Genomic DNA, 24,798 nt, shown 5'->3' with positions numbered 1-24,798 from the left:
ATGTTTTCCCGCCGCGCATTTTTGAGCACCGCCGCGCTCGTCAGCGCGTCAGCCGTCAGCGGTCGCGTCCAGGCCGCATCGATTCCGGAAGCAGTTCACATGGACAAGGCGGTGATGCAGCCGCCGCTGCACCCCACCAGCGGTCCGGACTATCGCCCCGTCGTCACACTCAACGGCTGGACGCTGCCGTTCCGCATGAACGGCGACTGGAAGGAGTTCCATCTCGTGGCCGAACCCGTGGTGCGCGAATTCGCCGAAGGCATGAAGGTGAATCTCTGGGGCTATAACGGCCAGTCGCCGGGGCCGACCATCGAAGCGGTCGAAGGCGACAAGGTTCGCATCTTCGTCAGCAACCGCCTGCCAGAATACACCACCGTGCATTGGCACGGCATGATCATTCCGAGCGGTATGGACGGTGTCGGCGGGCTGAATCAGCCGCACATTCCACCCGGCAAGACCTTCGTCTACGAGTTCGAGATGAGGAAGAGCGGGACCTTCATGTACCACCCGCATTCCGACGAGATGGTGCAGATGGCGATGGGCATGATGGGCATGGTCGTCGTGCACCCGCGCGATCCGAATTTCCGGCCCGTCGATCGCGACTTCGTCTTCGTGATGAGCACCTATCGCGTCGATCCCGGCACCTATCTGCCGCGCGTCAACGAGATGACCGATTTCAACATGTGGACCTGGAATGCGCGGGTGTTTCCCGGCATCGATCCGCTACCGGTGCGGCTCGGCGACAAGGTGCGCGTGCGCATCGGCAATCTCAGCATGACCAACCATCCGATTCATCTGCACGGCCACAGTTTTGCCGTGACCTGCACCGACGGCGGCTGGGTTCCCGAGGGCGCGCAATATCCTGAGACGACCACCGACGTTCCCGTCGGCGCGGTGCGCGTGTTCGATGTGCTCGCCGACAATCCCGGCGACTGGGCGTTTCACTGCCACAAATCGCACCACACCATGAATGCGATGGGCCACGACATGCGCAACATGATCGGCGTCTCGCGCAAGGATCTCGCCAAGGCCGTCGGCAAGCTCGCGCCCGACGCCATGGTGATGGGGCAGTCAGGCATGGCGATGGGCAACATGGAGATGCCCGCGCCCGACAACACGCTGCCGATGATGTCGGGCGCCGGCCAGTTCGGCCCGATCGAGATGGGCGGCATGTTCACGGTGATGAAAATCCGCCAGGACCTCGCGCGCGACGATTATCGCGATCCCGGCCCCTATCAATTCCCGCAAGGCACCGTCGCCTACGAGGTCGCCTCGCCCGCGGCGGAGCCGGCACGGCAACCGGCCACGCCGGCGCACAGATGAAAATGTGAGTGTTTCGATGAAGACCCAACCGGAGAACAAGATGAAGACGATCAAACTTGCACTCGCGCTGACCGCATTTGCGACGCCGCCCGCGCTGTCCCATGAGCATCACGGCTCCTTTTCGGCCGGCGAGCCCGGTGATCCCAACAAGCCCGCACGCACCATCGCGATCGCCTTGAGCGAGATGGCCTATGAGCCGTCGACCATCACGGTCAAGCGCGGCGAGCAGATCCGCTTCGTGCTGCACAATGTCGGCAAGGAGGATCACGAATTCCTGCTCGCCACCACGAAGGAAAATCTCGCGCATGCCGAGGTGATGAAGAAGCATCCGCACATGGAGCACGACGATCCGAACGGGGTGCGGCTGGCGCCGAACAAGACGGCCGAGATCGTCTGGAAGTTCACCAAGCCCGGCACCTTCGAATTTTCCTGCCTGATTCCCGACCATCGCGACTACGGCATGGTCGGCCACGTCACCGTGAAATGAAGACGATGGAGACGTCAATGAAGCCGATCATCCGCACCGCCGTAGCGCTCGCCCTGACGCTGGGCCTGACCATGGGCGCGCTCGCGCAAGCCGCCTCGATCAGCGGCGAGGTCAAGAAGATCGACGAGAACGCAGGCAAGATCACGCTCAAGCACGGCGCCGCCAAGAGCCTCGGCATGGATGAGCCCATGACCATGGTCTACCGCGTCAAGGACCCGGCCCTGCTGAAGCAAGTGAAGGTCGGCGACAAGGTGTCGTTCGAGGCCGAGGAGGAGGCGTCGGGATACACTGTGACGAAGCTGCAGAAGGCGAAATAGGCCCCTCCGTCAATCCGGGGCGCACCTTGGCGCAAGCCCGCCCCGGAATGACACCGCGGAGCGCCCCGAAATACCCCGGCCTGACCTCCTCCCGCACCCTTTGTTAACCCTTTGCTAACCATACACCGGGCAAAAATTGCCGGGTGAAGTCGAGTGTCGTCGGTCGCGTAGAACGGGAGGAACCCCGTGGACGCCAGTGCGGTGCCTCACTTTCGGAACGGCGGCCCGTCGGCCGCCGCGCAGACGTTTGGGGCGCGCGGACGGCAGTCGCGCGGGGAGGCAGCTACCATGGTCGACGTCACCGCGGGACAGGGCGTAGGCGCAGCGAAGCCCGGGATCCCCTCCCTCTCCGAAATCATCACCATCCTGAAGCGCGGCGACATCGCGCTGGCACTCGGCATCCTGACCATCCTGGTGGTGCTGATCCTGCCGCTGCCATCGGTCGTGCTGGACCTGTTCCTGGCGATCTCGATCACGCTCTCGATCCTGATCCTGATGACGTCGCTGTTCATTCAGGCGCCGCTGGAATTCTCCGCCTTCCCGACCATCCTGCTGATCTCGACCATGCTGCGGCTGTCGCTCAACATGGCCTCCACCCGTCTGATCCTGTCGCACGGCCACGAGGGCACGGACGCGGCCGGTCACGTCATCGAGGCCTTCGGCAGCTTCGTGATGGGCGGCAATTTCGTCATCGGCATCATCGTCTTCGCCATCCTGATCATCGTCAATTTCGTCGTCATCACCAAGGGTTCGGGCCGCATCGCCGAAGTCGCCGCCCGCTTCCACCTCGACGCCATGCCGGGCAAGCAGATGGCGATCGACGCCGACCTCGGCGCCGGCCTGATCGACGAGAAGGTCGCCAAGGAGCGCCGCAAGGCGCTGGAGGACGAGAGCGGATTCTTCGGCGCCATGGACGGTGCCTCGAAGTTCGTGCGCGGCGATGCCATCGCGGGCCTGCTGATCGTCTTCATCAACGTGGTCGGCGGCATGATCATCGGCGTGGCGCAGCAGGGCCTGTCCTTTGCCGATGCCGGCCGCAGCTACACGCTGCTGACCGTCGGTGACGGCCTCGTCACCCAGGTGCCGGCGCTGATCGTCTCGACCGCGGCGGGCCTGCTGGTCTCCAAGGCCGGCGTCTCCGGCGCCGCCGACAAGGCGCTGATGAAGCAGTTCTCCGGCTATCCGCAGGCGCTGGCGATGTCCTCGGCCGTCATGCTGGTGCTGGCCGCGCTGCCGGGCATTCCGACCATCCCGTTCCTCGCGCTCGGCGCCGGCGCCGGCGCGCTGGCCTGGCAGGCCCGCAACCACAAGAAGACCTCGGCCTCGGCCGAGGCAGCAGCCAAGGCCGCGCCGGTGGCCGGCGCACCGGGTGCACCGGGCGCTGCAGCGGCGGAGGAGCCGATTTCCGCCGCGCTGAAGATCGACGACCTCAAGATCGAGCTCGGCTATGCGCTGCTGCCGCTCGTCAACGGCCCCGACGGCACCGATCGCCTCACCGAGCAGATCAAGGCGCTGCGCCGCTCGCTCGCGATCGAGATGGGTTTCGTGATGCCGGCGGTGCGCATCCTCGACAACGTCCAGCTCGAGGCCAACACCTACATCATCAAGATCAAGGAGGTCGACGCCGGCACCGGCAAGATCTGGCCGAGCCAGTTCATGGTCATGGATCCCGGCGGCAGCCAGGTGCAGGTGCCCGGCATCCATACCACCGAGCCGACCTTCGGCCTGCCCGCGACCTGGGTCGACGCCAGCCTCAAGGAAGAAGCCTCGCTCAAGGGCTACACCGTCGTCGACGCCGCGACCGTGCTCTCGACCCATCTCACCGAGCTGCTCAAGGCCAACATGTCGGACCTGCTGTCCTATGGCGAAGTGCAGAAGCTGCTCAAGGAGCTGCCGAAGGAGCAGAGCGAGCTGGTCAAGGACATCGTCCCCGGACAGGTCACGGTCTCCGGCATCCAGCGCGTGCTCCAATTGCTGCTCGCCGAGCGCATCTCCATCCGCGACCTCTCGACCATCCTCGAAGGCATCGCCGACTCGCTCGCCTTCTCGCGCAATCCGGCGACCATGGTCGAACATGTCCGCGCCCGGCTCGCGCGACAGATCTGTGCGCAGAACACCTCCTATGCCGGCTATCTGCCGCTGATCGCGCTGTCGGCGCGGTGGGAGCAGGCCTTTGCCGAATCCATCATCGGCCAGGGCGAGGAGCGCAGCCTCGCGATGCAGCCATCCAAGCTGTCGGAGTTCATGACCGCGGTGCGGGAGGCCTTCGAGCGCGCCGCCCGCGAAGGCGAGGCGCCGGTGCTGGTCACCTCTGCGGCAATTCGTCCCTTCGTCCGCTCCCTGGTCGAGCGGTTCCGGGCCCAGACGACCGTGCTGTCGCAGGCCGAAATCCACCCGAGAGCGAGACTGAAAACGGTCGGAAGCATCTGATTTGCCTTAAGAAGCCGTGTGTTTTTCAGCCACAGGCAAATGGTTTCTGAGTTCCGGGCGCCTTGTCGACCAAATGCGGACAAGCCGCCCCAGAAGCTATTTACAACATTGAAATAGTTATACAATTTAACGATCGCGACTTACTTTTTAATCGCGATCCTTCACGTCCTGTCACGCTGTTGTGATGGCCTCTTGGGAACGAATCCCCCCACTACTAGGTTGTTGGGCACCGGAAGCAATGAACCTGCCCGAACTGGCTGGCGACTACTTCGGGTAGATGGCGGCAGGAGGCTTCCATGAACCACTCGATCTACAGCGCAGATCGCTCGACCCACCTGAAGGTGGTGGCCGTGGCGCTCTTTGCCGGGATCGCACTCGCGGGCTTTGGCATCTCTGCGCGGACGAGTTCGGATGAAGGCCTGACCCAGACTGCTCGCGTCATCAAGGCCGGCAAGCCGGTTGTGATCACCAGCTCGAACGCATCGCTCGTTCGCTAAGGAGATTTTGAGTTTCAGGAATTCACGCGGCTCTTTACCAGCCCCCCAAAGTCGCCACGTGGATATGTAGACGACCCCAACCCCAAGTCGACTACGGAAAGCGCCCGCCCCCCACGGGCGCTTTCTCATGTCTGGGGCCACTCATGTCCCGGACGCAGCGCAGTGCTGAAGGAGGCCGCGCGAAGCAATCCAGAATCTCTCCGCGGATAGATTTCTCCGAGCCGGATTGCGTTTGAACAAATTGGCGGCGCTGTGCCGGGAGTCCAAGCACGTCGGGACCGAAACAACGCGGGCGAGCTCAACGTCGCTTTGCCCCATAAGTCGGCGGCGGTGCTTGCACCATCGGCACCGCGGCAGCAAACAGTTCATCCCTTCTACCCGTCAGCGGCGGATAGATGCGCTTGCGGTTGATGGTCTGCTTGGTCGCCTTGGCGGCGGCGCCCGTGGTCCGCACCTGGCGATCCCAGCCCTCCGTGTAGAGCGCGCCCCAATCGCCGAGATCGAGCACGGTGACGTACCAGTCGATCCGCAGCGGCAGCATCGGCCGGCCGACGAGATCGGCGACCACATTGTGGCCGGCGAAGCGGCCCATGGGGCGGGCGAACTGGCAGGACATCACGGTCGGATGCAAGCCATCGACGACGCTGGAGGCGACGTCGCCGGCGGCGAAGACGCCGGGCAGGTCCGCCACCCGCATGAAGGGATCGACCAGCAGGCGCCCGAGGCGATCGCGCGCGCCTGGAAAGTTTTCGGCGAGCCGGCTCGCGCGCAGACCGGCGCACCAGATCACCGTCTGGGTGCGAATGAATTCGCCTGAACTCAAGCGAACACCTGAAGCCTCGACCGACGCGAGGCGCACGCCAAGCCGCGTCTCGACGTCGAGCGACGACAACGCCGTCTCGATGACGGGACGCGCGTGGCCGCCGATGGTGGCGCCGACCGCGGGACTTGAATCGACCAGGATGATGCGGCGGCTGCCGGTGATGCCGGCGCGCACCAGCCTCTCAGGCATCTCGGCGGCGACCTCGATGCCGGTAAAGCCGGCGCCAACCACCACGATGGTCGACCGTCCCGGCGAGGGCGCGCTACGTCCGAGCGAGGTGAGATGATCTTCCAGCCGAAGCGCCGCAGTGTAGGTGTCGACGTCGAACGCGTGCTCGGCGAGACCTCGAATATTCGGCCACATCACTTCGCTGCCGAGCGCAAGCACGAGACGATCGTAGCGCAGCGTCTCCTCGCCGCTGCTCGTGACCAGCGAAATTTCGCGGTGCGCCGGATCGATGGCTTCGACCTCGCCGATCCCGTGCCTGACGCCAACAGGATCGAGCAATTGTGACAGCGGCAGCGCGACCTCGCTGAGATCGACCTCGTAATTACGCACCCGGATGTTGTGGTAGGGATTGCGGTCAATGAGGCGGATCTCGATGTCGCGGCCGGCGTTACCGATCTCATCGCGCATGCGCGCGGCACCAATGGCCGCCCACAGGCCAGCAAATCCGGCGCCGAGCACGACGATACGCGCCATGTCCGTTGACTTCGCTATCCCTGCAATCCGGCGATCTATTCGCGCGGACAGGTATAGCTCATTCACCCCGCTCGACCAAATGCGGCCGCAGCGCCTCAGCACAAGATCGGGAGGCTCACGCCTCGCGCAGCTCCGACGGGGTCGCACCAAAACGCTTGCGGAAAGCGCGGTTGAAATAGGACAGATCGGAAAAGCCCGAGGAATGCGCGATGTCGCTGATCTTGCGCGCTCGCGCGCGGGGATCGCCGAGCAGCTTTCGCGCCTGCAGCAGGCGCTGCTCGAGCACGAATTCGGTGAAGGTGGTGCCCGCCTGCTCGAACAGCCGCTGCGCCTGGCGCGGGCTGAGCCCCGAGCGGGTCGCGACCTCGGACAGGCAGAGATCGTTGCGGCCGAGGGCTGCCATCACGTCGGCACGCATGAGATCGAGACGGGCCGCCGCATGGCCGCGACCACGCGCGAGCGCCGCATGTTCGGCGTCGGTGCCGAGCAAGAGGCCGACGAGATCGACCATGTGTTGCGCGGTCAGGCGCTGGCCGACCGCGTCGAGATGCGGCGCGTGATGAGCAGCCAGCGCATGATAGCGGAAGATGGTCTCGGCGACGGCGCCGTCGGACAGCACCTGCGACAGCTTCCCTTCGGCGCGCGGATTGATCTCGAGCAGCGCGCGGCGCGGCATTCGGATGGTGGTGAAGCGGTTCTCGTCGGTGTGACCGACGCTGCCGGTGATGCTCATGTCGGCGAGCACCATCTGCGCCGGCGCAAGGTCGACCGTGTGGCCGTTCTGCCTGACGTTGACGAGACCCGCATGCGCCGCGATCAGCACCAGATCGTCGCTGCCGTCGGCGAGGCCGCTCTGGGTGCGCGAATATTGCGCGGAGGTGCCTTCGGGAATGGCGAGCGCGATATTGTCGACCACGCTGACCTGCAGGCGGCAATCGATGCTCTCGCCATGGCTCGGACCGATCTCGAGGCCACAAGCCCCCAGCGCCCGCTCACGCCAATGTTCGAAGGCCGGGCCCTGCGGCAACCCGGTATATTGGTGGATAAAAATGCCTGGCGGCTTGGCTGCATCCATCTGATTTCTAGCCCCTCTCCGGCACCATCATCGGCGGCGCGGACTGCAAATTCCGGGCATTTGACGCCGGGAAATGCATCGAGGTTCAAACCAGGGACGGATTCGGCGGGACTTGTCGGATTGCGACCGCGGAATGGACGGTGGCGACAGTTCGGCACCCTTTGCCGCTACTTCTTCGCGGGCGCCTGCGGCTGGGACGGCGGCACGGTCTCGATCAGCTTGCCTGAGAATACCGGCGCCGAGGTCGGTTGGCCGTTGGGCGAGCCGCCGGACTGCTCGACGGTGACGGCATAGGTGGCGCCGTTGACCACATCGGCATCATAGCCGGCGAGCAGCGGACGTGCCGTGAACTCGCCGTTGCCGATCACGCCCAGCGAACGCGGGCGCGGCAGCTTGTCGGAGATCAGCCAGAGCTCAAAACTCTTGCCCGGTTCCGGCGTCGCACCGACCTTGCGCACCGTGAAGTTCTTGGTCGCGCCGTCAATGGTGAGGATGAAGGCAGGACCGCCGCTCTGGCCCTGCAACAGGGCGACATATTGCGCGGGCGAGGACAGCGGCGCGGCCGGCGTCTTGACCTCGACCGCCTGGATGCGTGGCGCGGGGCGCAGCGCGCCGGGAAGCGCATCGGGCTGGAGGATCTGAAGCGACAGCGTCACCAGCAGCGCGGCCGCGAGCGCGCCCACGGCGGAGGCGATCGTGCGCCAGCGCTTCACGCGGCGCTGGAGAGAGACCACGTTAGCGTCATCGACGACAGGCGCGGGCGTTACCGGCGCAACATGCGGATCGGGCGCATGGGTCTGCGGCACGAATTGCGGCGGAAAAATCGGAACGGCGTCCGAGCCGGATTCAGGTGGCGCCTGTGGCTGCATTTCAAGCGGCGGAGCATCCGGCGAGGAAGGTTCCGGGGATGAGACTTGCGGCGAAGCGGGCTCCGGCGGTGGCGGCAGCGCCTCAGGCAGCACCGGCGGTGTCCCGGTCGAATCCTGCGACGACACCGACAGCGCGATCTCGCGCCTGATGTTCTCCCACACGATCGGCCGCGGCTCGATCGTGCCAACCATCTGGTTGAGGACGCCGAGCCTGTATTCCCAGCTCTGCACGACGGCCGCGAACTCCGGATCCACCGCCATCATGGTGGCGACCTGCGCGCGCTCGTCGGCATCGAGTGTGCCGAGCGCATATTCCGCGGCGAGCGCGATATGGTCCTCGCTGTAAGCCATCACTTTCCTTCACCTCTCCCGTGAGGAGAGGTCGATCTGCGCCTGATGAGGCGAAACATCGTCGCGCACAAATCGGGTGACGGGTTCAGGTCCGATGAGAGAGTGCAACACCTCACCCGGATTGCATCTTGCGATGCAATCCGATTTCTCCCTACGGGAGAGGTGAAGCAAGAACGCCGCGACAGCCTAGACACTCTCATCATCCTCTAAAGTCCGAGGCACTCCCGGATATCCAAAATGCTGCGGCGCAGCCACGTCTTCACCGTGTTGACTGGCGCTGCGAATTTCTCCGCCAATTGCTCGCGGCTCCAGCCGTTATAGTACGCGAGAAGCACCAGCCGCTGACGGTCCGGCTCGAGCCGGCCGATACATTCCAGGAGCCGCTTCAATTCCTCGGACATCTCCCGGCGCGCCAGGGGATCGGGACTGTCGGCGGCAACTTCCATCGCCTGCGGCTGCTCCTCGATGGAGGCTTCCGTCTTCCTGCGCACGATATCGATGGCGCGGTTGCGCGCGATCGACGCCATCCACGTGATCGGCGACGACAGCGTCGGGTTGAACTGGCCGGCGCTGTTCCAGATCTTGACGTAGGTCTCCTGAATGACCTCCTCTGCGAGATCCTGTCGGCGCAAGATACGGTTGACGACGCCATAGAGTTTCGCGCGCGTGGCGCCATAGAGGCGCTCGAACGCCGCCTGATCGCGCTTCGCCACCGCCTCAATCAGCTCGACCAGCTCTGCTGGCGTCAGCATTCAGCCCCCTAATCTTGCCCCCTCTCCCGCCTGCGGGGAGGGGCTAGGGTGAGGGGGAGTCTCCGCAAGGGAGGTTGCAGAGGATTCGCGGAGAGTCCCACTCACCCGGATCGCATCCGGCGATGCGACATAGCCGAAGCTTTTGCTTCGGCGCCCTTTACCACTAACACGGCCGCCGGAAGGCGGCCTACTCCTCTCCCCGCAAGCGGGGCGAGGCGAACCATCCGCTACCATAGCGCGCGGCCGAGCCCGTCACCAAGGGGCGGCGCGGCACGCTGTGGACAGCGCACGCAAAAACCCGGACCTTGCGGGTCCGGGCTCGCAAATTCGCTCGTGGTTTTGACCGCCGGCTGCCTTTAGGCGACAGCGCCGATGCGGGAGCGCATCAAACCGATGCTGTCGAGATCCGCCTGCTCGCGGGCATTTTCCTCGGCGCGCTCGCGGGCCTGGTCGCGTTCGTCCAGCAGCTCGACCTTCTTCAGCTCCTCGAAGGCTTCGCCGAGCGCGGCCTTGGCTTCCTCGAGCTGGCCCCTGAGCTCGTCGGCCGAGCGGGTCAGGTTCTCGCGGCGCTGGATGGCGGCCTTGGCATAGGTCGGATAGGCGAAATGCGCGGGGTCATTGATCCCGGCGCGGTCCTGCTCGGTCTGGATCTCGCGATCAAGATCGATCGACATGCGCTGGAAGTCGGCGATCATGGATTCGATCTGGGCGACCCGGCGGCGCTTCTCGTCGACCTGAAACTTCTTCAGGCGGATGAGGGTATCACGTGACTTCATCGACTCGTACTCCCCAGAAGTCCCTTGGCTGCAAGACACACACACATTGGGACGGCACCGGTCTGCCCACAGGCCCCATAATGGCCAAGACCGGTTCTGCTACTCTGTGGGATCGGATGATGACGGGACAAAGTTAGCGTTCCGTTTCCAAATTACCGAGGATTTGCGCCAATTGGCGGTAGCCGTCGGCCAATGACGCATTTTCGTCCTTGCGCTGGCGCAGGAAGGCTTCGAGCGGCTCGTGCAGCCGGATCGCCTCGTCGACCTCGGGGCTGGAGCCGGCGCGGTAGGCGCCGAGCCGGATCAGCTCCTCCATGTCAGCGTAAGTCGCCATCACTGCCCGCGCCTTCTGGATGACAGGCCAGAACTGCGGATCCGCCGATTTCGGCATGGTGCGCGACACGGATTTGAGGATGTTGATGGCGGGGTAGCGGCCGCGCTCGGCGATCGAGCGCTGCATCACGATGTGGCCGTCGAGGATGCCGCGAACCGCATCCGCGATCGGCTCGTTATGATCGTCGCCGTCGACCAGCACCGTGAAGATCGCGGTGATGGCGCCTTCGCCGAGGCCCGGACCGGCGCGCTCCAAAAGCTTCGGCAGCTCGGTGAAGACGGTCGGCGTGTAGCCCTTCGCGGTCGGCGGCTCGCCGGCGGACAACCCGATCTCGCGCTGGGCCATGGCGAAGCGCGTCACCGAGTCCATCAGGCAGAGCACGTCCTGGCCCTCGTCGCGAAAATATTCGGCCACCGCGAGCGTCAGATACGCCGCCTGCCGCCGCATCAGGGCCGGCTCGTCAGAGGTCGCGACCACGACGACGGAGCGCGCAAGCCCCTCCTCGCCCAAATCGTCCTGCAAGAACTCCTGCACCTCGCGGCCGCGTTCGCCGATCAGTCCGATGACGCTGACCGCCGCATCGACGTTGCGTGCGAGCATCGAGAGCAGCACCGACTTGCCGACGCCGGAGCCTGCGAAGATGCCCATGCGCTGCCCGCGGCAGCAGGTGAGAAAGGTGTTCATGGCGCGCACGCCGAGATCCAGCGGCGCGCCGACACGCTTGCGCGAATGCGCCGGCGGCGGCGCATTCCGATACGGCATCGGCGAGGCACCTTGCGGCAACGGGCCCTTGCCGTCGATCGGCTCGCCCAACGCATTGACGACGCGGCCGAGCCAGGCCGACGACGGACGCACCTGATTGGCGGCGTTGGCGATCACCGCCTTGCACCCGCGACGCACGCCGTCGAGGCCGGCGAAGGGCATCACGACAGCATTGTTGCCGGAGAAGCCGATCACCTCGCAGGGAATGGACCGGTTGGCGCCGGTCTCGATCACGAGCCGCGCGCCGACCGACATCGCGTGAATGGGTCCGGCCACCTCGACCATCAGGCCGCGAACGCCGACCACACGGCCATAGATGTTGACGCCGTCGATATCGCCGATCTGTTCGGCCAAAGCCTTCATGGGGCGTGCGCTTTCATCATCCGGGCTTTCACGGCAAAACCCTTAAATTTCGCCATATTTCTGAACGGCGCTTAACTTCGTGTTTACCCGCATCATTAATCATTGCGTCACTGTCTTTGTGACTGAGCGTGGCTCCCCTTCAGAAGAAGGCTGAGTCACGGGAGTCGGTTAGACCCGACTCTTAAAGTGGAACTTGAACGGAGTCGGATAACGAAAGCTGCTTCACGCGCAAGACCTTAGGGCGATTCGACAAAAATTGCACCGGGGGGACTTGCGTTCCAGAATCAGGATTTGTTAACCATCTGTTGTCAGGATCCGAATCAGTTGTTCAAAGGCGTTTTGTTGAGTGCCGCGAATGCGGCCGACCTGACGCCCAGGAGCGGCGACTATGGGGAACTGGCATGCGCGTTTTGCTGATTGAAGATGACAGCGCCGTCGCGCAGTCGATCGAGCTGATGCTGAAGTCTGAGAGCTTCAACGTCTACACGACCGATTTGGGGGAAGAAGGCGTCGATCTCGGTAAATTATACGATTACGACATTATCCTTCTCGACCTCAACCTGCCCGACATGTCCGGATACGACGTGCTCAAGCAGCTTCGGGTCTCCAAGATCAAGACACCGATCCTGATCCTCTCCGGCCTCGCCGGCATCGAGGACAAGGTCAAGGGTCTCGGCGTCGGCGCCGACGACTACATGACGAAGCCCTTCCATAAAGACGAGCTGGTTGCCCGCATCCACGCGATCGTGCGCCGCTCCAAGGGACACGCCCAGTCGGTCATCCAGACCGGCGACCTCGTGGTCAACCTCGACACCAAGACGGTCGAAGTCGGTGGCCAGCGCGTGCATCTGACCGGCAAGGAATATCAGATGCTGGAGCTGCTTTCGCTCCGCAAGGGCACCACCCTCACGAAGGAAATGTTCCTCAACCACCTCTACGGCGGCATGGACGAGCCCGAGCTGAAGATCATCGACGTCTTCATCTGCAAGCTCCGCAAGAAGCTCGCCAACGCATCCGAGGGCCGCAACTTCATCGAGACCGTGTGGGGCCGCGGCTACGTGCTGCGCGAGCCGCACGAGCACGAAGAGCGCATTCCCGCCTGATCTCCGGGTTTACGTCGCGCGCCCCAGTCGGGCTCGCTCCTCCCAGCCTGGACCCCGCCGCAAATGGCGGGGTTTTGTTTTTTGGTCACGTCATGCACGGGGCAGCACCGGTGTGGCGAGGCGGCCGGCCGGACCGGGCAGCGCGCTGCCCCTCCCGCAGTCATCCGATCATCGCAAAGCCGATGATGAATCCGAATACCGAGGGTTGGAAGCACGAAGGAGACTACGAAACGCCGTCCAGAAACGCCGCACGATATCGAGACGCATTTCATGTGGCCCGACAATTTGTGCAGTGCGCCGCGCGCGCCGGGCAGCCAGGTTGTTTCTGGGGATCGAACCTATCGGCCCGGTGCAGCGACCAAGCGATCGTGCCAGAATTCGCAGGCGCCAGATTTGGACCTCCCATGATCCTGCAATCGCTCGCCGGCCTGCCCGCCTTCCTGGTCTATTTCTGCACGGGGCTGATTGCGATAGTGGCATATCTGTTCGTGTACACGCGGATCACACCGCACAACGAGTTCCAGCTGATCCGCGACAACGATCCTGCCGCGGCGATTGCGCTCGGCCTGAGCCTGCTCGGCTTCGTGGCGCCGCTGTTCAGCGCGATCGCGCACTCCGTCAACGTGCTGGACTGCCTGGTCTGGGCTGCAATCGCCCTGATCGTGCAGGTCGCCGTATTCTACATCGTCAAGATCCCGGTGCCGAACCTGTCGGGCCGGATCGCCGCGGGTGAGCTCGCGCCCGCCATCTGGCTCGGCCTGTCCTCGCTTGCTGCCGGCCTCCTGAACGCCGCCTGCATGATCTACTGACCATGCCCGCGAAGCCTCCTCCCAAGGATTTTGGCAAGCGCAGGCCGGCGGCATTAGCGTCGGCACCGCGGGAGCCGGTGAAGCGCTCCGGCCACGTCGCCCTGCTGGTGATGGGGACGATCGCGGTCGGCGCCAGCGCCTACACGCTGATGCCGCGGCGGAGTTGCGATCCCATGCCGGCCGGAACGACACCGCCCGGGGTGACAGCGCCTGGCGCGGCCGCGGCAACACCAACGGTGACCGATTGCAGCAGCAGCGGCCATGGCTCGTCGGGAAGCTCGCACTGGTCGTCGCGGTCCGGCTTCTCCAGCACCGACTCCCCGAGTCATTCCTCGTCCGGCGGCTCGTCCGATGGAGGTTCCGGCGGCGTCACGCGCGGCGGCTTCGGATCGTTCGCGCATGCTTTCTCGGGCGGCAGTTGACACGCGAGGTTTTGAACAACACCGCGCGCCGGTCTGGTTTAAGACGCGCGGGAGGACGCACCATGAAACGCTCGCGAAGGGTCATGCTCACGCTGATGGGAAGCGCCGCGGTCAGCGCCATGTCGACGGGATTCACCAGGCGCGAGCGTCCCTGCGGCTCCGGGCTCGAAGCCGTGCCCGGTATCGACGGCAAGCCGTATTGCCGGCGGAGCCATGGCGGCTTCGGCGGCACGCTGCACCGCATGCACGGTAGCAATCATGGTCAAGGTCATGGTGGCCACGGCGGGCACGGTGGCGGCTGACACATGCAACGCATCATTTGTCCCGAGCGCGACGACTGGCAACAGACGGCCGAGCAATGCGGCTTCGCCTTCCACACGATCGATGGCGAGCGCTATTGGGACGAGCGCGCCTATTACGCCTTCACGCTCGATGAGATCGAACGCTCGATCGAAACCCCGACCGGCGAGATCGATGCGATGTGCCTGGAGCTCGCCGGCCGGGTGATCGGCAACGAGCAGCACTTGCGGCGCTTGAAGATTCCGGACGCGTTCTGGGATCTCATCTCCAAGAGCTGGGAGCGCGACGACCGCAGCCTGTATGGCCGTCTCGATCTTAGCTTTGACGGTCAAACTCCGGCAAAGCTGCTCGAATACAACGCGGATACGCCGACCTCGATCTTCGAGGCCGCGGTGTTTCAATGGACCTGGCTCGAGCAGGCGATCGAGCGGCGCATCATCCCTGCGCGCGCCGACCAGTTCAACTCGATCCACGAGCGGCTGATCGCTGCGTGGAAGGAAGTTGCCGCGACCACGCATCTGCACCTCACCGGCACCACCGCCAACGAGGAAGACGCCGGCACGCTTGCTTACCTCGAAGACACCGCGCGTCAGGCAGGCCTGTCGACGACGCTGCTCGACATCGAAGAGATCGGCTGGCGTGACGACGTCGGCGGCTTCGTCGATCTCGATAACAACGCCATGAAGCTGGTTTTCAAGCTGTATCCCTGGGAATGGATGTTCCACGACGCTTTCGGCGCAAAGCTTAGCGGCGCGCCGACACGCTGGATCGAACCTCCGTGGAAGGCGGTGCTCTCCAACAAGGGCATCCTGCCGCTGCTCTGGGAGATGTTTCCGAACCATCCCAATCTGCTGCCGTCCTTCTTCGAGGACGACCCGCGCGCCGCGGAGCTCGGCAGCTCCTACGTCCGCAAGCCGCTGCTGTCGCGCGAGGGCGCCAACGTCACACTGGTCTCGGCTGGAATGTCCCTCGACGAGCACGCCGGCCCCTACGGCGCCGAAGGTTTCGTGCGCCAGGCGCTGTCGCCGCTGCCGAACTTTTCGGGTGTCTATCCGGTGATCGGAAGCTGGCTCGTGAACCACGCGCCGTGCGGGCTTTCGATCCGCGAAGACGGGAGCCCGATCACGGGCAACGGCTCGCGCTTTCTGCCGCACGCGATCTTGTGAGCGATGCGTCATTCCGGGCTTCGCACTTGGGCGCGGCCCCGGAATGACGGGGAGATGATTACCGCGCCGCGGCGACCTTCAATGGCTGCGGCATCAGCCCACCCATCGGACGGCCGGAGCGCGCGGGATTGAGCTGGTAGAGACCACGGCGGTCGGACGCGGGGCGGAACGCGTCGGTGATCCCGACCACGGACTCGGCAGCGCCCAACAGCAGCGTGCCGTCGGCTTCCAGGCCCTTCGCCATGCGTTCAAAGATCATGGCCTTGGTGTCCTGATCGAAATAGATCAGCACGTTGCGGCAGAAGATCACGTCGAACGTGCCGAGATGCGAGAAGTCCTGCAACAGATTGAGCTGGCGGAACTGCACCATCGACCGGACATCGGCATTAAGCTGCCAGACGTCGCTGCTTTGCGTGAAGTATTTCATCAGGAGCTGGATCGGCAGGCCGCGCTGCACCTCGAACTGGCTGTAGATGCCAGTCTTGCACTTCTCCAGCACGTCTTGCGACAAATCGGTGGCAACGATCTCGATGCGCCAGCCGGCGAGTGCTGCGCCCATCTCCTTCAGGCACATCGCGATCGAATAGGGCTCCTGCCCGGTCGACGACGCCGCCGACCAGATGCGCAAGCTTTTGCGTGCCGCGCGGGCCTTGATCAGGCCAGGCACGATGCTGTCGCGCAGATGATCGAACGGGATCCTGTCACGGAAGAAGAACGTCTCGTTCGTGGTCATGGCCTCGACCACGTCGGTCGCAAGCCTTCCGTCGCCGTTCCTGATCTTCAGCACGAGATCGGAGATTCCGGGCAAGCTCGCCTTGCGGGCCAGCGGCAACAGCCTGCTCTCGACCAGATATTGCTTGTCGGGCGAGAGATCGAGGCCGGAGCGTTCCTTCAGGAACTTGCGCAGATAATCGTAGTCAGCGGGCGTCACGAGCGGTCTCCCGCGAACAGGCGGTTGACCTTGGCGCCGATCTGGTTGAGCGGCAGGATCGCCGCGCAGATGCCGGCATGGGCAGCCGCACCCGGCATGCCCCAGACCACGCTGGACGCTTCATCCTGCGCGATCACGTTGCCGCCGGCGGCGACGATGTCCTTGCCGCCGCGCATGCCGTCCGAGCCCATGCCCGTCAGGATTACGGAGAGGATGTTGCCGTGCCAGACATCGACGGCGGACGTGAAGAGCGGATCGACCGCGGGCTTGCAGAAATTGACGGCGGGACCGTCGTCGAGCGCGATCGCGGCGTCCGCGCCGCTGCGCACGACGCGCATGTGCTTGCCACCAGGCGCGAGATAGATGCGACCCGGCTTGACCTGCTCGCCGTCAACAGCCTCGGCTGCAGGCTTACGGCTCGTACGTGCCAGATGTTCGGCGAGAATGGTGGTGAAGGTCGGCGGCATGTGCTGGGTAATCAGCACCGGGTAACGGTCGATCACCGGGCCGAGCTCGGCGACTAGCGCCATCAGCGCCTGCGGGCCGCCGGTCGAGGAGCCGATCAACAGCACCTTCGGCGTCTGGGTCGAGAACGGACGCGTTGTCACCGTGCCTGAGAACAGGGCATGCGGGGCGGCCGGAGACGATGCGGGCGCCGCAGCAGGCCGCGCGACGGCAGGTGGACGTGCAATCGGTACAGCAGAGCTCGCGGGCGCCAGCGGCGGGCTCGCCACGGCCGGCTTCCGACGCAGCCGTGCGCCGAGGTGACGAATCTTCTGGATCAGGTCGTGATGGAAGATATCGGCGGCGGAGGTCTCGCGGGTCGATTCCGGCTTCGGAATATAGTCGGCCGCGCCGAGCGACAGCGCCTTGAAGCTGATCTCCGCGTTGCGGCGGGTCAGCGTCGAGGCCATGATGATGACGAGATCGCGCTTCTTCGCGAGCAGCTGCGGCAGCGCCGAGAGGCCGTCCAGCTCGGGCATTTCGATGTCGAGCACGGCAACGTCAGGATTGATGCGTTCGATCTGGTTGACCGCTTCGAGCCCGGTGCGCAGCGAGGCCGCGACCTCCATGTCGTGCTCGGCGCCGATCCAGCGCGAGATGAGGCCACGGATGACGACGGAGTCGTCGACGACCATCACCCGCAGCGGTCCCGCTTCGCGCGACGGGCCCGTGGTCGAATTACCTGCGAACGCAACACTCATTACTCACCAACTCAGACTGAAACGGTTCAGTTGAAGACAATCGCCGAAGGAGCCGTCCAGCCTCCGGCGTTCGCTCAGATAAGGCCGACTTCCTGGAACTTCGCCGTGACGATGTCCTTGTCGAACGGTTTCATGATGTACTCGTTGGCACCCGCATGCAGCGCGCGCGCGATATGCGCGACGTCGTTTTCGGTGGTGCAGAACACCACCTTGGGCTGGTCGCCGCCGGGCATCCGACGCAGATGGCCGAGGAACTCATAGCCGTCCATGACCGGCATGTTCCAGTCGAGCAGTACGGCATCGGGCAACCCGCGCTTGCAGGCCTCCAGCGCCTTCTCACCATCCTCGGCTTCGAGAATCTGGAAGTCGAGGCCTTCCAGGATCCGGCGCGCAACCTTGCGGATGACGCTGGAATCATCAACGACGAGACACGTTCGCATGTGAACCTCCTGTCCCCTTGGCGGGGGCATTTCCAATTGCTTGGCGGTCGGCGGCAACGCCGCCGTATCAGGCCGCCATCATCTCGGGCGCGAGCTCGAGCACGCGATCGACGTCGAGGACGACCATGAGCTGTCCCTCGAGCCGGTGAACGCCGCCGGCGAGCTTGGCCATGCGGGGGTCGAGGTTGACCGGGTTCTCTTCCTTGCCATCCTCGGGCAGGCGCAGCACCTCGCCGATCTGATCGATCAGGAGGCCATAGGATTCGCCGCGCAGGTCGACACCGACCGCCATCGGCGTCTTGCCGTCCTCGTCCCTGGGCAGGCCGAGACGGGCGCGCATGTCGATGACGGTGACGATGCGGCCGCGCAGGTTCAGAACGCCTGCGATCTCGTGCGAGGACAGGGGAACGCGGGTGACGCGCTCCGGCATGAACACGTCCTGGACGCGCGAGATCGGCAGGCCGAACAGCTGGCCGCCGATCATCGCGGTGACGTATTCGACCATGGCGCCTTCGCCGATCTGGGTCTTCTTGCTCATACCGTCTCCCCTGGTCCCTCGCCGCTCTCTGGTTTGAGCATGATCATTTCGGAAAACCGCTTCACACTTGTCCGGATCATGCTGTTACGCCGCGGCCCGGCTCAGCTCGGAGGCACCGGCGGCGCCCGCGGTCTGCTCCTTCAGCGCCGCGATCAGACCGGGACGGTCGAACTTGGCGACATAGTCGTGGAAGCCGGCCTGACGGCCGCGCTCGATCGCCGCCGGCGACACCAGGGCGGACAGGCCGATGATCGGCATCGCACCCAGATTGCTGTCGGAGCGGATCGTTTCCGCGAACTCGAACCCGTTCATGTCGGGCATCTCGATGTCGGTCAGCACCACGTCGAAGCTCTGCGCACGCAGGGCGGCCAGGCCCTCCTGCGCGGTCGGCGCGGTGCGGACACGGTAGCCGGCGGCCTTGAGCACCGGCGCCAGCATGTTGCGGAAGAAGGCGCTGTCGTCGACCAGCAGCACCGACTGCGAATGCATCGACGGCTTCATCTCCTTGCGGGTGAACCAGTCGGCGAACGCCATGGGCAGGAAGTGGCCGACATCGATCACCTCGGTGGCCTGGCCCTTGATCACGGCCGAGCCGAGGATGCCGCTGGCCGAGCCGCCGACCTCGATGTTGAGGCGTTCCTCGACGATGTCGATGATCTCGTCGACGACGAGGCCCATGGAGCGGCCGTCATCGGCGAACACCAGGATCGGCTGGGCGCCCTGGCTCGCGATGGTGACGCCGTCCATGGAGACGAGCGGCATCAGCTGCTCGCGGTACTGCACCATGTAGCGGCCGTTGCTGAACTCGATCTTGTCGGCGGGGAGCTCTTCGAGGCGGGTGACGAGCCCGAGCGGGACCGCCTTGGGCTGGTTGGAGCCGGCGCGGAACACCAGCAGCGAAGTGGTCTGCTCGCCCGAGCCGATATGGTGCGCGCCATTGTCATCGCCCATGTCGTGGGCCGAGGAACCGGCGGCGCCGAGCGCTTTGGCAATGCCGTTGGGGTCGATGATCATGATGACCGCGCCATCGCCCAGGATGGTGTTGCCCGAGAACATGTCGATGTGACGCAGCTTCGTCGACATCGGCTTGACCACGATTTCCTCGGTGTGGAACACGCCGTCGACGACGATGCCGAAGGTCTGGCTGCCGACCTGGGTGACCACGATGAAGCCGTTCTCGGGATCGGACGCAGCGCCGTCGTCGATCTTCAAGAGCTTCTTCAGGTGGATCAGCGGCAACAGCTTGTTGCGCAGCCGCAGCACCGCGGTGTCCTTGATGCGCTCGATGCGGTGCTCGCTGTTGGCGCGGGCGCGCACCAGCTCGACCACCGAGAGCTGCGGGATCGCAAAGCGGTCACCGGCGGCCTCCACGATCAGGGCCGAGACGATCGCCAGCGTCAGCGGGATCTTGATGGTGACGGACGAGCCCTCGCCGGCGACCGACTTGATGTCGATGGTGCCGCCGATCTGGTCGATATTGGTGCGGACCACGTCCATGCCGACGCCGCGCCCCGATACCGAGGTGATGGCGGCCGCGGTGGAGAAGCCGGGCGCGAAGATGAACTTGTGGATCTGGGCTTCCGACATCTTCTCGAGCTCGGCCTCGGTGGCCAGACCGGAGGAGATCGCCTTGGCCTTGATCTTCTCGGTGTTGAGGCCGCGGCCGTTGTCGGCGATGCAGATGATGATGTGGCCGCCTTCGTGATAGGCGGAGAGGCGGATGGTGCCCTGCTCGCCCTTGCCGTTCGCGGTGCGCTCGGCGGGGGTCTCCAGGCCGTGATCGGCGGAGTTGCGCACCATGTGGGTGAGCGGGTCCTTGATCAGGTCGAGCACCTGGCGGTCGAGCTCGGTGTCGGCGCCGTGCATCTCCAGCTCGATCTGCTTGCCGAGTTCGGATGAGAGATCGCGCACGATGCGGGGCAGCTTCTGCCAGGCATTGCCGATCGGCTGCATGCGCGTCTTCATGACGCCTTCCTGCAGCTCGGCGGTGACGTTGGAGAGGCGCTGCAACGGCACCTTGAACTCGGTGTCCTCGTTGCGCCTCGAGATCTCCAGCAGCTGGTTGCGGGTCAAGACCAGCTCGGAGACCATGGTCATCAGATGCTCCAGCGTATCCACGTTGACGCGGATCGACTGGTTGGCGATGCGCTCGCCTTCGGAAGCCACCTCGTCGGCCATCGACTTCTTCGGCGCGGCCTTCTCCCTGACCGGCTTTGCAATTTCCTTGCTGGTTTCCTTTTCCCTGGCAGCCGGGGCTGCAGCAGCGGGCTCGGCCTTCGCTTCAGCCCCGGCAACCGGCGCAGGCGCTTCGATCGCAGTCTCGCGGAAGGCGCGCTCGAGCTCGTCGAGCGAGACTTCGCCCGGACGCAAGGGGCGCTCCAGCGTCTGCTCGATCAGCGTGCCCGTGGTCATCTCCTTGGCCGGCGCAGCGCTTGGTGCTTCCGGCACCAGCGGCGGCGCGTCGGCAACGGCAACGGAAGCCGCGGCGCCCGCGGCCGGCATCGGCTGCGCCGAGCCTGACGCGATCGGCGAAGCCGACGCCGACATGGCGGCCATGCCCTGCTCGACCATCGCTTCCAGCTTGTCGATGAGATCGCGGTCGTTGCCTTCGGGCTCGGCTTCGGTGGCCTCGAGACCTGCGAGGATCTCCTTGATGCGGTCGATCGAGGACAGGATCAGCGTCACCGCCGCACCCGTCACCGGCATGCCGTCGCGGAATTTGCTCATCAGGGTCTCGCCGGCATGCGCCAGCGCTTCAAGCCGCGGCAGACCCAAGAAGCCGCACGTACCCTTGATGGTGTGGACCAGGCGGAAGATGTTATCCAGGATCTTGGCGTTGTTCGGCTCCTGCTCGAACTTCACCAGCTGATTGTCGACGGTGTCCAGGCTCTCGCTGGTCTCCGTCAGAAACTCCCGCAACAGATCATCCATGAAAACAGGCCTTCATACAGGGAGGGCGCGCACGAGGCGTGATGCGCCATTCAGAATGGGGCCAGCTTCACCGCAAAGCGTTTAATATTGGTTGAGTATGTGCAAAAGAACGGAACCAACAAGGAGATAAGGCGCTCCGGACAAGCCGAAGCGCCTTGTAAAGATTCGATTAAGGCTTGGAAGCGGTGCGCGCGTTTACGAAGCGGTAACGATGATGGCTTCGCCCTCCAGCCTGAGCGTCACGGTGAGTCCGCAGGCCTGCGCCAGCAGCCGCGTGTAATAAGGCTGGATCGCGTGCGCGTCCGCCGCCGGTCCGCGTTCACCACTCAGAAGCTCGGAGATGTTCTGCGGCAAGCGTGCGTTGTGTCCGGTTGCGGTGATGCGGAAGCTCATCGTCTCGCCTTCGCCGATCGGATCGACCGTCAGCATGCCACCGCGCGGGATCGTGTGCTGCGACACGACCAGCATATTGAGCAGCAGCTTGACGCGGTTCTTCGGCATCAACAGCCGCGGCAGATTCCATGTGATCGTGCACTTGCCGTCCTCGATGTGGCCGCGCGCCATGGTCTGGGCGTCGCCGAGGTCGATCTGCGCGCCGGAGGAGCCGGCGGCCCCGAAGGCAAGGCGGCAGAACTGCAGACGGGCGGAAGCCGTCTTGGCACTCTTGCGGATCAACTCGAGCGCGAATTCCCGGTCTTCGGGCTTGGGGTCGTCATCGAGCACCTCGAGCCCATTGACGATGGCGCCGACCGGGCTGATGAGATCATGACAGACCCGCGAGCACAGCAGCGCCGCGAGTTCGAGCATATCGGGAGTGGAAGCGGTACCTGAAGACGGAGCGTCAGACATAAAGGGTTCCTGGAATTGCACGGCGCGGACGCGGCGAATCACGCATGCTTGACGGATGTTGCGGGTTCTATCATTCGCCAGCCCGTGCCAGCTAGCTTGCGATAGGCTGGAAGCGGCCGTAAGGAGCACGGACGAATCACGTGACGGGAGGCGAGACTTGCCAATCAATGGGGCATGCCGGTGAGGATCATCGACGGCGAGGCTGCATCCCCGCTCATGGAGCCCCTGAGCGCACTTGTGGTCCAGGCCGGCGAGGCGATCCTGGCCGTCAACCGCGCGGCGATGCGGGTCGACGGCAAGCAGGACGGCTCGCCCGTGACCGAGGCCGACTTCGCCGCCGACCGCATCATTGCCGAGGGCCTGGCCAGGCTTGCGGGCGACGTGCCGACGTTGTCGGAAGAGCGGTGCCAGCTCGCCTCGCCGCCATTTCGCGGCAGCTTCTTCCTGATCGATCCGCTCGACGGAACCAAGGAGTTTGTCGCCGGCCGTGACGAATTCACCGTCAACCTGGCCCTCGTGACCCAGGGCGCGCCATTGCTCGGCATCGTCAGCGCGCCCGCGCTCGGACTGCTCTGGCGCGGCATCGTCGGCCGCGGTGCCGAGCGCGTGCCGTTCGACGGAACGACTATCGGCGCTGCCGAGCCGATCCAGACCCGCAAGCTGCCCCGGCATGGCGAGCCCTGGGTTGCGGCGGTGAGCCGCTCGCACGGCGACCCCACCAGCGAAGCGTTCATCGATAGCAGGCCCAACGCCGTCAGAAAGACCTGCGGCTCGGCCGTCAAGTTCGGCCGGATCGCGGAGGGCAGCGCCGACATCTACCCCCGCTTCGGGCCGACTTGCGAATGGGACGTCGGGGCGGGCTGTGCGGTCGTGACCGCGGCCGGCGGCAAGGTGACCGACGGCAAGGGGGGCGCGCTCCGGTTCGGCGAGCGCGGCGATACCGGCTTCATCATCCCGGCGTTCATCGCCTGGGGCGATGCCGGCGCGGACATGCGTTACTGACTGAGCTTGTCCTGGAGCGCCGGCCAGCGCTTGCCGACTTCATACAGGAAGCGCTCCGGATCCTTGGCGAACGCATCGCGGTTGTCTTCGCGGCTGAACAGATAGAGCCGCTGCGCCGAAATCACGAAGAAGCGGGGATTGCCGGCAATGGTCACGCCCCGCGCGATATCGGCCGGATCATAGCCTCCGAACTGCGGCCCATAGATTTCGGGGTGGGCCAGGAATTCCGCCCGGTCGCCGTCGTTCCGGAAGCGCCAGACAGCGCCCCATAGGTTGGCCTCGAACTCCGCCGTTCCCAACTCGGCCGCGCCATCGACGAAATAGGCCACGGGATCGAAGCCTTCGATGGCAACGCCCGAGTAGCGATTGACGACAATCCGCTCGGTGGTGGCCGCGTGGGCCGGCGATCCGGCGCAGATCAGCCAAACGACCGCCAGCAGGCAGACCAGACGGCCGATCAAGGCGATTCCGGGGCGCAAAGGGCTATCTTCCTGCCGTTGTGCCGTCATAGTTGCTGCGGATAACATCCGAGTCGAGGGGACATCCGGCGCAACCTAGAGCCGTGCCTGTTGGCATCAGGTTAAGGGAAGCGGACCGGAATCGATACCAGGGGTTCTTTTATGACTTTCGCATCACGCCTTGCCGCAGTGGCGCTCGTCGCGCTGGCCGGCTGGATCGTGCCGGCCTCCGCCCAGACAGCCGCACCGCCGCCCGATCTGCCGCCGCCACAGCGGACCCCGTCGCCCAATACGTATGGGCCGGACGAACTCGTCACCGCCGGCCACCACTTCTTCGGCAACGTCTCCCGCGGGCTTGCCTCGATCATCGAGAAGGCGGTCAGCCAATGGGGCCTGCCCAACGGCTACATCCTCGGCGAGGAAGGCTCCGGCGCGTTCGTCGCCGGCCTGCGCTATGGCGAAGGCACGCTCTACACCAAGAACGCCGGCGATCTGCGCGTCTATTGGCAAGGTCCATCGCTCGGCTTCGATTGGGGCGGCGACGGCGCGCGCACCATGACGCTGGTCTATAATTTGCCCGCCACCAACGCGATCTACCAGCGCTTCGCCGGCATCGACGGCTCGGCCTACATCATCGGCGGCTTCGGCATGACGGCGCTCACCGCCAACAACATCGTGCTGGTGCCGATCCGCTCCGGCCTCGGCTTACGCCTCGGCGCCAATATCGGCTACCTGAAATACACGCCGCGCGCGACCTGGAACCCGTTCTAGGGTTCTCTCCTC

Annotated in this window: 25 protein-coding genes; 11 read left to right on the top strand and 14 right to left on the bottom strand. The window is 64.8% G+C overall.

From position 1 onward, the window contains the following. The 5 genes from ACVWZ4_RS18270 to ACVWZ4_RS18250 all read left to right on the top strand — a co-directional run bounded on the left by ACVWZ4_RS18270 (position 1) and on the right by ACVWZ4_RS18250 (position 5,054). Positions 1 to 1,323, top strand: a complete 1,323-nt coding sequence (locus ACVWZ4_RS18270; RefSeq protein WP_456740895.1) for a copper oxidase — start codon at positions 1 to 3, stop codon at positions 1,321 to 1,323. Positions 1,324 to 1,363: 40 nt separating this feature from the next. Further along, positions 1,364 to 1,810 carry a cupredoxin domain-containing protein gene (locus ACVWZ4_RS18265; RefSeq protein ID WP_456737390.1) on the top strand — a complete coding sequence of 149 codons (447 nt, stop codon included), beginning with the start codon at positions 1,364 to 1,366 and terminating at the stop codon, positions 1,808 to 1,810. Between the two features lie 17 nt (positions 1,811 to 1,827). Next, entirely contained in the window at positions 1,828 to 2,127 is a 300-nt protein-coding gene (locus tag ACVWZ4_RS18260; RefSeq protein ID WP_456699444.1) for a copper-binding protein, read from the top strand. Positions 2,128 to 2,415: 288 nt separating this feature from the next. Next, complete coding sequence (flhA, locus tag ACVWZ4_RS18255) at positions 2,416 to 4,557, top strand: flagellar biosynthesis protein FlhA (RefSeq protein ID WP_456699445.1); 2,142 nt, start codon at positions 2,416 to 2,418, stop codon at positions 4,555 to 4,557. A gap of 296 nt (positions 4,558 to 4,853) precedes the next feature. Then, on the top strand, positions 4,854 to 5,054 hold the full coding sequence (locus tag ACVWZ4_RS18250) for a hypothetical protein (RefSeq protein WP_092233715.1): 201 nt from the start codon (positions 4,854 to 4,856) through the stop codon (positions 5,052 to 5,054). Positions 5,055 to 5,352: 298 nt separating this feature from the next. On the opposite strand, the gene ACVWZ4_RS18245 is transcribed toward ACVWZ4_RS18250, so the two are convergent. The 6 genes from ACVWZ4_RS18245 to fliI all read right to left on the bottom strand — a co-directional run bounded on the left by ACVWZ4_RS18245 (position 5,353) and on the right by fliI (position 11,861). Beyond that, positions 5,353 to 6,579, bottom strand: coding sequence for an NAD(P)/FAD-dependent oxidoreductase (locus tag ACVWZ4_RS18245; protein ID WP_456699446.1), 1,227 nt, complete (start codon positions 6,577 to 6,579; stop codon positions 5,353 to 5,355). 115 nt (positions 6,580 to 6,694) lie between these two features. Further along, positions 6,695 to 7,654, bottom strand: coding sequence for an AraC family transcriptional regulator (locus ACVWZ4_RS18240; RefSeq protein ID WP_456740894.1), 960 nt, complete (start codon positions 7,652 to 7,654; stop codon positions 6,695 to 6,697). 167 nt (positions 7,655 to 7,821) lie between these two features. Next, on the bottom strand, positions 7,822 to 8,874 hold the full coding sequence (locus ACVWZ4_RS18235; protein ID WP_456740893.1) for an anti-sigma factor: 1,053 nt from the start codon (positions 8,872 to 8,874) through the stop codon (positions 7,822 to 7,824). Between the two features lie 206 nt (positions 8,875 to 9,080). Further along, complete coding sequence (locus ACVWZ4_RS18230; RefSeq protein WP_456699449.1) at positions 9,081 to 9,626, bottom strand: sigma-70 family RNA polymerase sigma factor; 546 nt, start codon at positions 9,624 to 9,626, stop codon at positions 9,081 to 9,083. Positions 9,627 to 9,982: 356 nt separating this feature from the next. Beyond that, on the bottom strand, positions 9,983 to 10,402 hold the full coding sequence (gene fliJ, locus ACVWZ4_RS18225; protein ID WP_092233733.1) for a flagellar export protein FliJ: 420 nt from the start codon (positions 10,400 to 10,402) through the stop codon (positions 9,983 to 9,985). A 133-nt stretch (positions 10,403 to 10,535) separates the two neighbouring features. Continuing rightward, positions 10,536 to 11,861: a flagellar protein export ATPase FliI gene (gene fliI / locus ACVWZ4_RS18220; RefSeq protein WP_456699450.1), complete on the bottom strand. Its 1,326-nt coding sequence runs from the start codon at positions 11,859 to 11,861 to the stop codon at positions 10,536 to 10,538. Between the two features lie 401 nt (positions 11,862 to 12,262). On the opposite strand from fliI, the gene ctrA reads away from it, so the two are divergent. Both ctrA and ACVWZ4_RS18210 read left to right on the top strand, forming a co-directional pair. After that, complete coding sequence (ctrA, locus tag ACVWZ4_RS18215; protein WP_008138878.1) at positions 12,263 to 12,964, top strand: response regulator transcription factor CtrA; 702 nt, start codon at positions 12,263 to 12,265, stop codon at positions 12,962 to 12,964. 404 nt (positions 12,965 to 13,368) lie between these two features. After that, positions 13,369 to 13,773 (top strand): DUF350 domain-containing protein, encoded by a 405-nt coding sequence (locus ACVWZ4_RS18210; protein ID WP_456699451.1) that lies wholly within the window; start codon positions 13,369 to 13,371, stop codon positions 13,771 to 13,773. 139 nt (positions 13,774 to 13,912) lie between these two features. On the opposite strand, the gene ACVWZ4_RS18205 is transcribed toward ACVWZ4_RS18210, so the two are convergent. Next, a complete protein-coding gene (locus ACVWZ4_RS18205; RefSeq protein WP_456763360.1) occupies positions 13,913 to 14,086 on the bottom strand; it encodes a hypothetical protein in 174 nt (57 codons plus the stop codon). A 171-nt stretch (positions 14,087 to 14,257) separates the two neighbouring features. Between ACVWZ4_RS18205 and ACVWZ4_RS18200 the strand changes: the two genes are divergently transcribed. Together ACVWZ4_RS18200 and ACVWZ4_RS18195 are read left to right on the top strand one after the other, a co-directional pair. Beyond that, positions 14,258 to 14,497 carry a hypothetical protein gene (locus ACVWZ4_RS18200; RefSeq protein WP_456740892.1) on the top strand — a complete coding sequence of 80 codons (240 nt, stop codon included), beginning with the start codon at positions 14,258 to 14,260 and terminating at the stop codon, positions 14,495 to 14,497. Between the two features lie 3 nt (positions 14,498 to 14,500). Next, on the top strand, positions 14,501 to 15,661 hold the full coding sequence (locus tag ACVWZ4_RS18195; protein WP_456740891.1) for a glutathionylspermidine synthase family protein: 1,161 nt from the start codon (positions 14,501 to 14,503) through the stop codon (positions 15,659 to 15,661). A 58-nt stretch (positions 15,662 to 15,719) separates the two neighbouring features. On the opposite strand, the gene ACVWZ4_RS18190 is transcribed toward ACVWZ4_RS18195, so the two are convergent. The 6 genes from ACVWZ4_RS18190 to chpT all read right to left on the bottom strand — a co-directional run bounded on the left by ACVWZ4_RS18190 (position 15,720) and on the right by chpT (position 22,555). Continuing rightward, entirely contained in the window at positions 15,720 to 16,592 is an 873-nt protein-coding gene (locus ACVWZ4_RS18190) for a CheR family methyltransferase (RefSeq protein ID WP_456699455.1), read from the bottom strand. Beyond that, positions 16,589 to 17,797, bottom strand: a complete 1,209-nt coding sequence (locus ACVWZ4_RS18185) for a protein-glutamate methylesterase/protein-glutamine glutaminase (RefSeq protein ID WP_456699456.1) — start codon at positions 17,795 to 17,797, stop codon at positions 16,589 to 16,591. The genes ACVWZ4_RS18190 and ACVWZ4_RS18185 overlap by 4 nt, the downstream gene beginning before the upstream one ends. Positions 17,798 to 17,871: 74 nt before the next feature. After that, on the bottom strand, positions 17,872 to 18,237 hold the full coding sequence (locus ACVWZ4_RS18180) for a response regulator (protein ID WP_007600538.1): 366 nt from the start codon (positions 18,235 to 18,237) through the stop codon (positions 17,872 to 17,874). 67 nt (positions 18,238 to 18,304) lie between these two features. Next, positions 18,305 to 18,775: a chemotaxis protein CheW gene (locus tag ACVWZ4_RS18175; RefSeq protein ID WP_456740890.1), complete on the bottom strand. Its 471-nt coding sequence runs from the start codon at positions 18,773 to 18,775 to the stop codon at positions 18,305 to 18,307. An 84-nt stretch (positions 18,776 to 18,859) separates the two neighbouring features. Next, positions 18,860 to 21,706 carry a hybrid sensor histidine kinase/response regulator gene (locus ACVWZ4_RS18170; RefSeq protein WP_456790279.1) on the bottom strand — a complete coding sequence of 949 codons (2,847 nt, stop codon included), beginning with the start codon at positions 21,704 to 21,706 and terminating at the stop codon, positions 18,860 to 18,862. 195 nt (positions 21,707 to 21,901) lie between these two features. Beyond that, entirely contained in the window at positions 21,902 to 22,555 is a 654-nt protein-coding gene (gene chpT, locus ACVWZ4_RS18165; protein ID WP_456699459.1) for a histidine phosphotransferase ChpT, read from the bottom strand. 174 nt (positions 22,556 to 22,729) lie between these two features. Here chpT and ACVWZ4_RS18160 point away from each other — a divergent pair, with 174 nt between their 5' ends. Then, positions 22,730 to 23,557, top strand: a complete 828-nt coding sequence (locus tag ACVWZ4_RS18160; RefSeq protein ID WP_456740888.1) for a 3'(2'),5'-bisphosphate nucleotidase CysQ family protein — start codon at positions 22,730 to 22,732, stop codon at positions 23,555 to 23,557. On the opposite strand, the gene ACVWZ4_RS18155 is transcribed toward ACVWZ4_RS18160, so the two are convergent. Beyond that, on the bottom strand, positions 23,551 to 24,036 hold the full coding sequence (locus ACVWZ4_RS18155; RefSeq protein WP_456699461.1) for a YHS domain-containing (seleno)protein: 486 nt from the start codon (positions 24,034 to 24,036) through the stop codon (positions 23,551 to 23,553). The two genes, ACVWZ4_RS18160 and ACVWZ4_RS18155, sit on opposite strands and share 7 nt — an antisense overlap. A 141-nt stretch (positions 24,037 to 24,177) precedes the next feature. On the opposite strand from ACVWZ4_RS18155, the gene ACVWZ4_RS18150 reads away from it, so the two are divergent. After that, positions 24,178 to 24,786: a DUF1134 domain-containing protein gene (locus ACVWZ4_RS18150; protein ID WP_092231860.1), complete on the top strand. Its 609-nt coding sequence runs from the start codon at positions 24,178 to 24,180 to the stop codon at positions 24,784 to 24,786. Positions 24,787 to 24,798: the final 12 nt, after the last annotated feature.

This window comes from Bradyrhizobium sp. USDA 4472 (genome assembly GCF_054058595.1).
Note: the sequence above shows the minus strand (reverse complement) of the source record. Positions and strands in the feature narration are given on the sequence as shown.

What these genes read in the sequence shown, in the direction of transcription:
- flhA (WP_456699445.1), top strand. Translation starts at nt 2,416, where the DNA reads ATGGTCGACGTCACCGCGGGACAGGGCGTAGGCGCAGCGAAGCCCGGG.
- ACVWZ4_RS18250 (WP_092233715.1), top strand. Translation starts at nt 4,854, where the DNA reads ATGAACCACTCGATCTACAGCGCAGATCGCTCGACCCACCTGAAGGTG.
- ctrA (WP_008138878.1), top strand. Translation starts at nt 12,263, where the DNA reads ATGCGCGTTTTGCTGATTGAAGATGACAGCGCCGTCGCGCAGTCGATC.
- ACVWZ4_RS18270 (WP_456740895.1), top strand. Translation starts at nt 1, where the DNA reads ATGTTTTCCCGCCGCGCATTTTTGAGCACCGCCGCGCTCGTCAGCGCG.
- fliI (WP_456699450.1), bottom strand. Translation starts at nt 11,861, where the DNA reads ATGAAGGCTTTGGCCGAACAGATCGGCGATATCGACGGCGTCAACATC.
- ACVWZ4_RS18265 (WP_456737390.1), top strand. Translation starts at nt 1,364, where the DNA reads ATGAAGACGATCAAACTTGCACTCGCGCTGACCGCATTTGCGACGCCG.
- ACVWZ4_RS18245 (WP_456699446.1), bottom strand. Translation starts at nt 6,579, where the DNA reads ATGGCGCGTATCGTCGTGCTCGGCGCCGGATTTGCTGGCCTGTGGGCG.
- ACVWZ4_RS18235 (WP_456740893.1), bottom strand. Translation starts at nt 8,874, where the DNA reads ATGGCTTACAGCGAGGACCATATCGCGCTCGCCGCGGAATATGCGCTC.
- ACVWZ4_RS18175 (WP_456740890.1), bottom strand. Translation starts at nt 18,775, where the DNA reads ATGAGCAAGAAGACCCAGATCGGCGAAGGCGCCATGGTCGAATACGTC.
- ACVWZ4_RS18210 (WP_456699451.1), top strand. Translation starts at nt 13,369, where the DNA reads ATGATCCTGCAATCGCTCGCCGGCCTGCCCGCCTTCCTGGTCTATTTC.
- ACVWZ4_RS18180 (WP_007600538.1), bottom strand. Translation starts at nt 18,237, where the DNA reads ATGCGAACGTGTCTCGTCGTTGATGATTCCAGCGTCATCCGCAAGGTT.
- ACVWZ4_RS18240 (WP_456740894.1), bottom strand. Translation starts at nt 7,654, where the DNA reads ATGGATGCAGCCAAGCCGCCAGGCATTTTTATCCACCAATATACCGGG.
- ACVWZ4_RS18150 (WP_092231860.1), top strand. Translation starts at nt 24,178, where the DNA reads ATGACTTTCGCATCACGCCTTGCCGCAGTGGCGCTCGTCGCGCTGGCC.
- ACVWZ4_RS18195 (WP_456740891.1), top strand. Translation starts at nt 14,501, where the DNA reads ATGCAACGCATCATTTGTCCCGAGCGCGACGACTGGCAACAGACGGCC.
- chpT (WP_456699459.1), bottom strand. Translation starts at nt 22,555, where the DNA reads ATGTCTGACGCTCCGTCTTCAGGTACCGCTTCCACTCCCGATATGCTC.
- fliJ (WP_092233733.1), bottom strand. Translation starts at nt 10,402, where the DNA reads ATGAAGTCACGTGATACCCTCATCCGCCTGAAGAAGTTTCAGGTCGAC.
- ACVWZ4_RS18185 (WP_456699456.1), bottom strand. Translation starts at nt 17,797, where the DNA reads ATGAGTGTTGCGTTCGCAGGTAATTCGACCACGGGCCCGTCGCGCGAA.
- ACVWZ4_RS18200 (WP_456740892.1), top strand. Translation starts at nt 14,258, where the DNA reads ATGAAACGCTCGCGAAGGGTCATGCTCACGCTGATGGGAAGCGCCGCG.
- ACVWZ4_RS18160 (WP_456740888.1), top strand. Translation starts at nt 22,730, where the DNA reads ATGCCGGTGAGGATCATCGACGGCGAGGCTGCATCCCCGCTCATGGAG.
- ACVWZ4_RS18260 (WP_456699444.1), top strand. Translation starts at nt 1,828, where the DNA reads ATGAAGCCGATCATCCGCACCGCCGTAGCGCTCGCCCTGACGCTGGGC.
- ACVWZ4_RS18230 (WP_456699449.1), bottom strand. Translation starts at nt 9,626, where the DNA reads ATGCTGACGCCAGCAGAGCTGGTCGAGCTGATTGAGGCGGTGGCGAAG.
- ACVWZ4_RS18170 (WP_456790279.1), bottom strand. Translation starts at nt 21,706, where the DNA reads ATGGATGATCTGTTGCGGGAGTTTCTGACGGAGACCAGCGAGAGCCTG.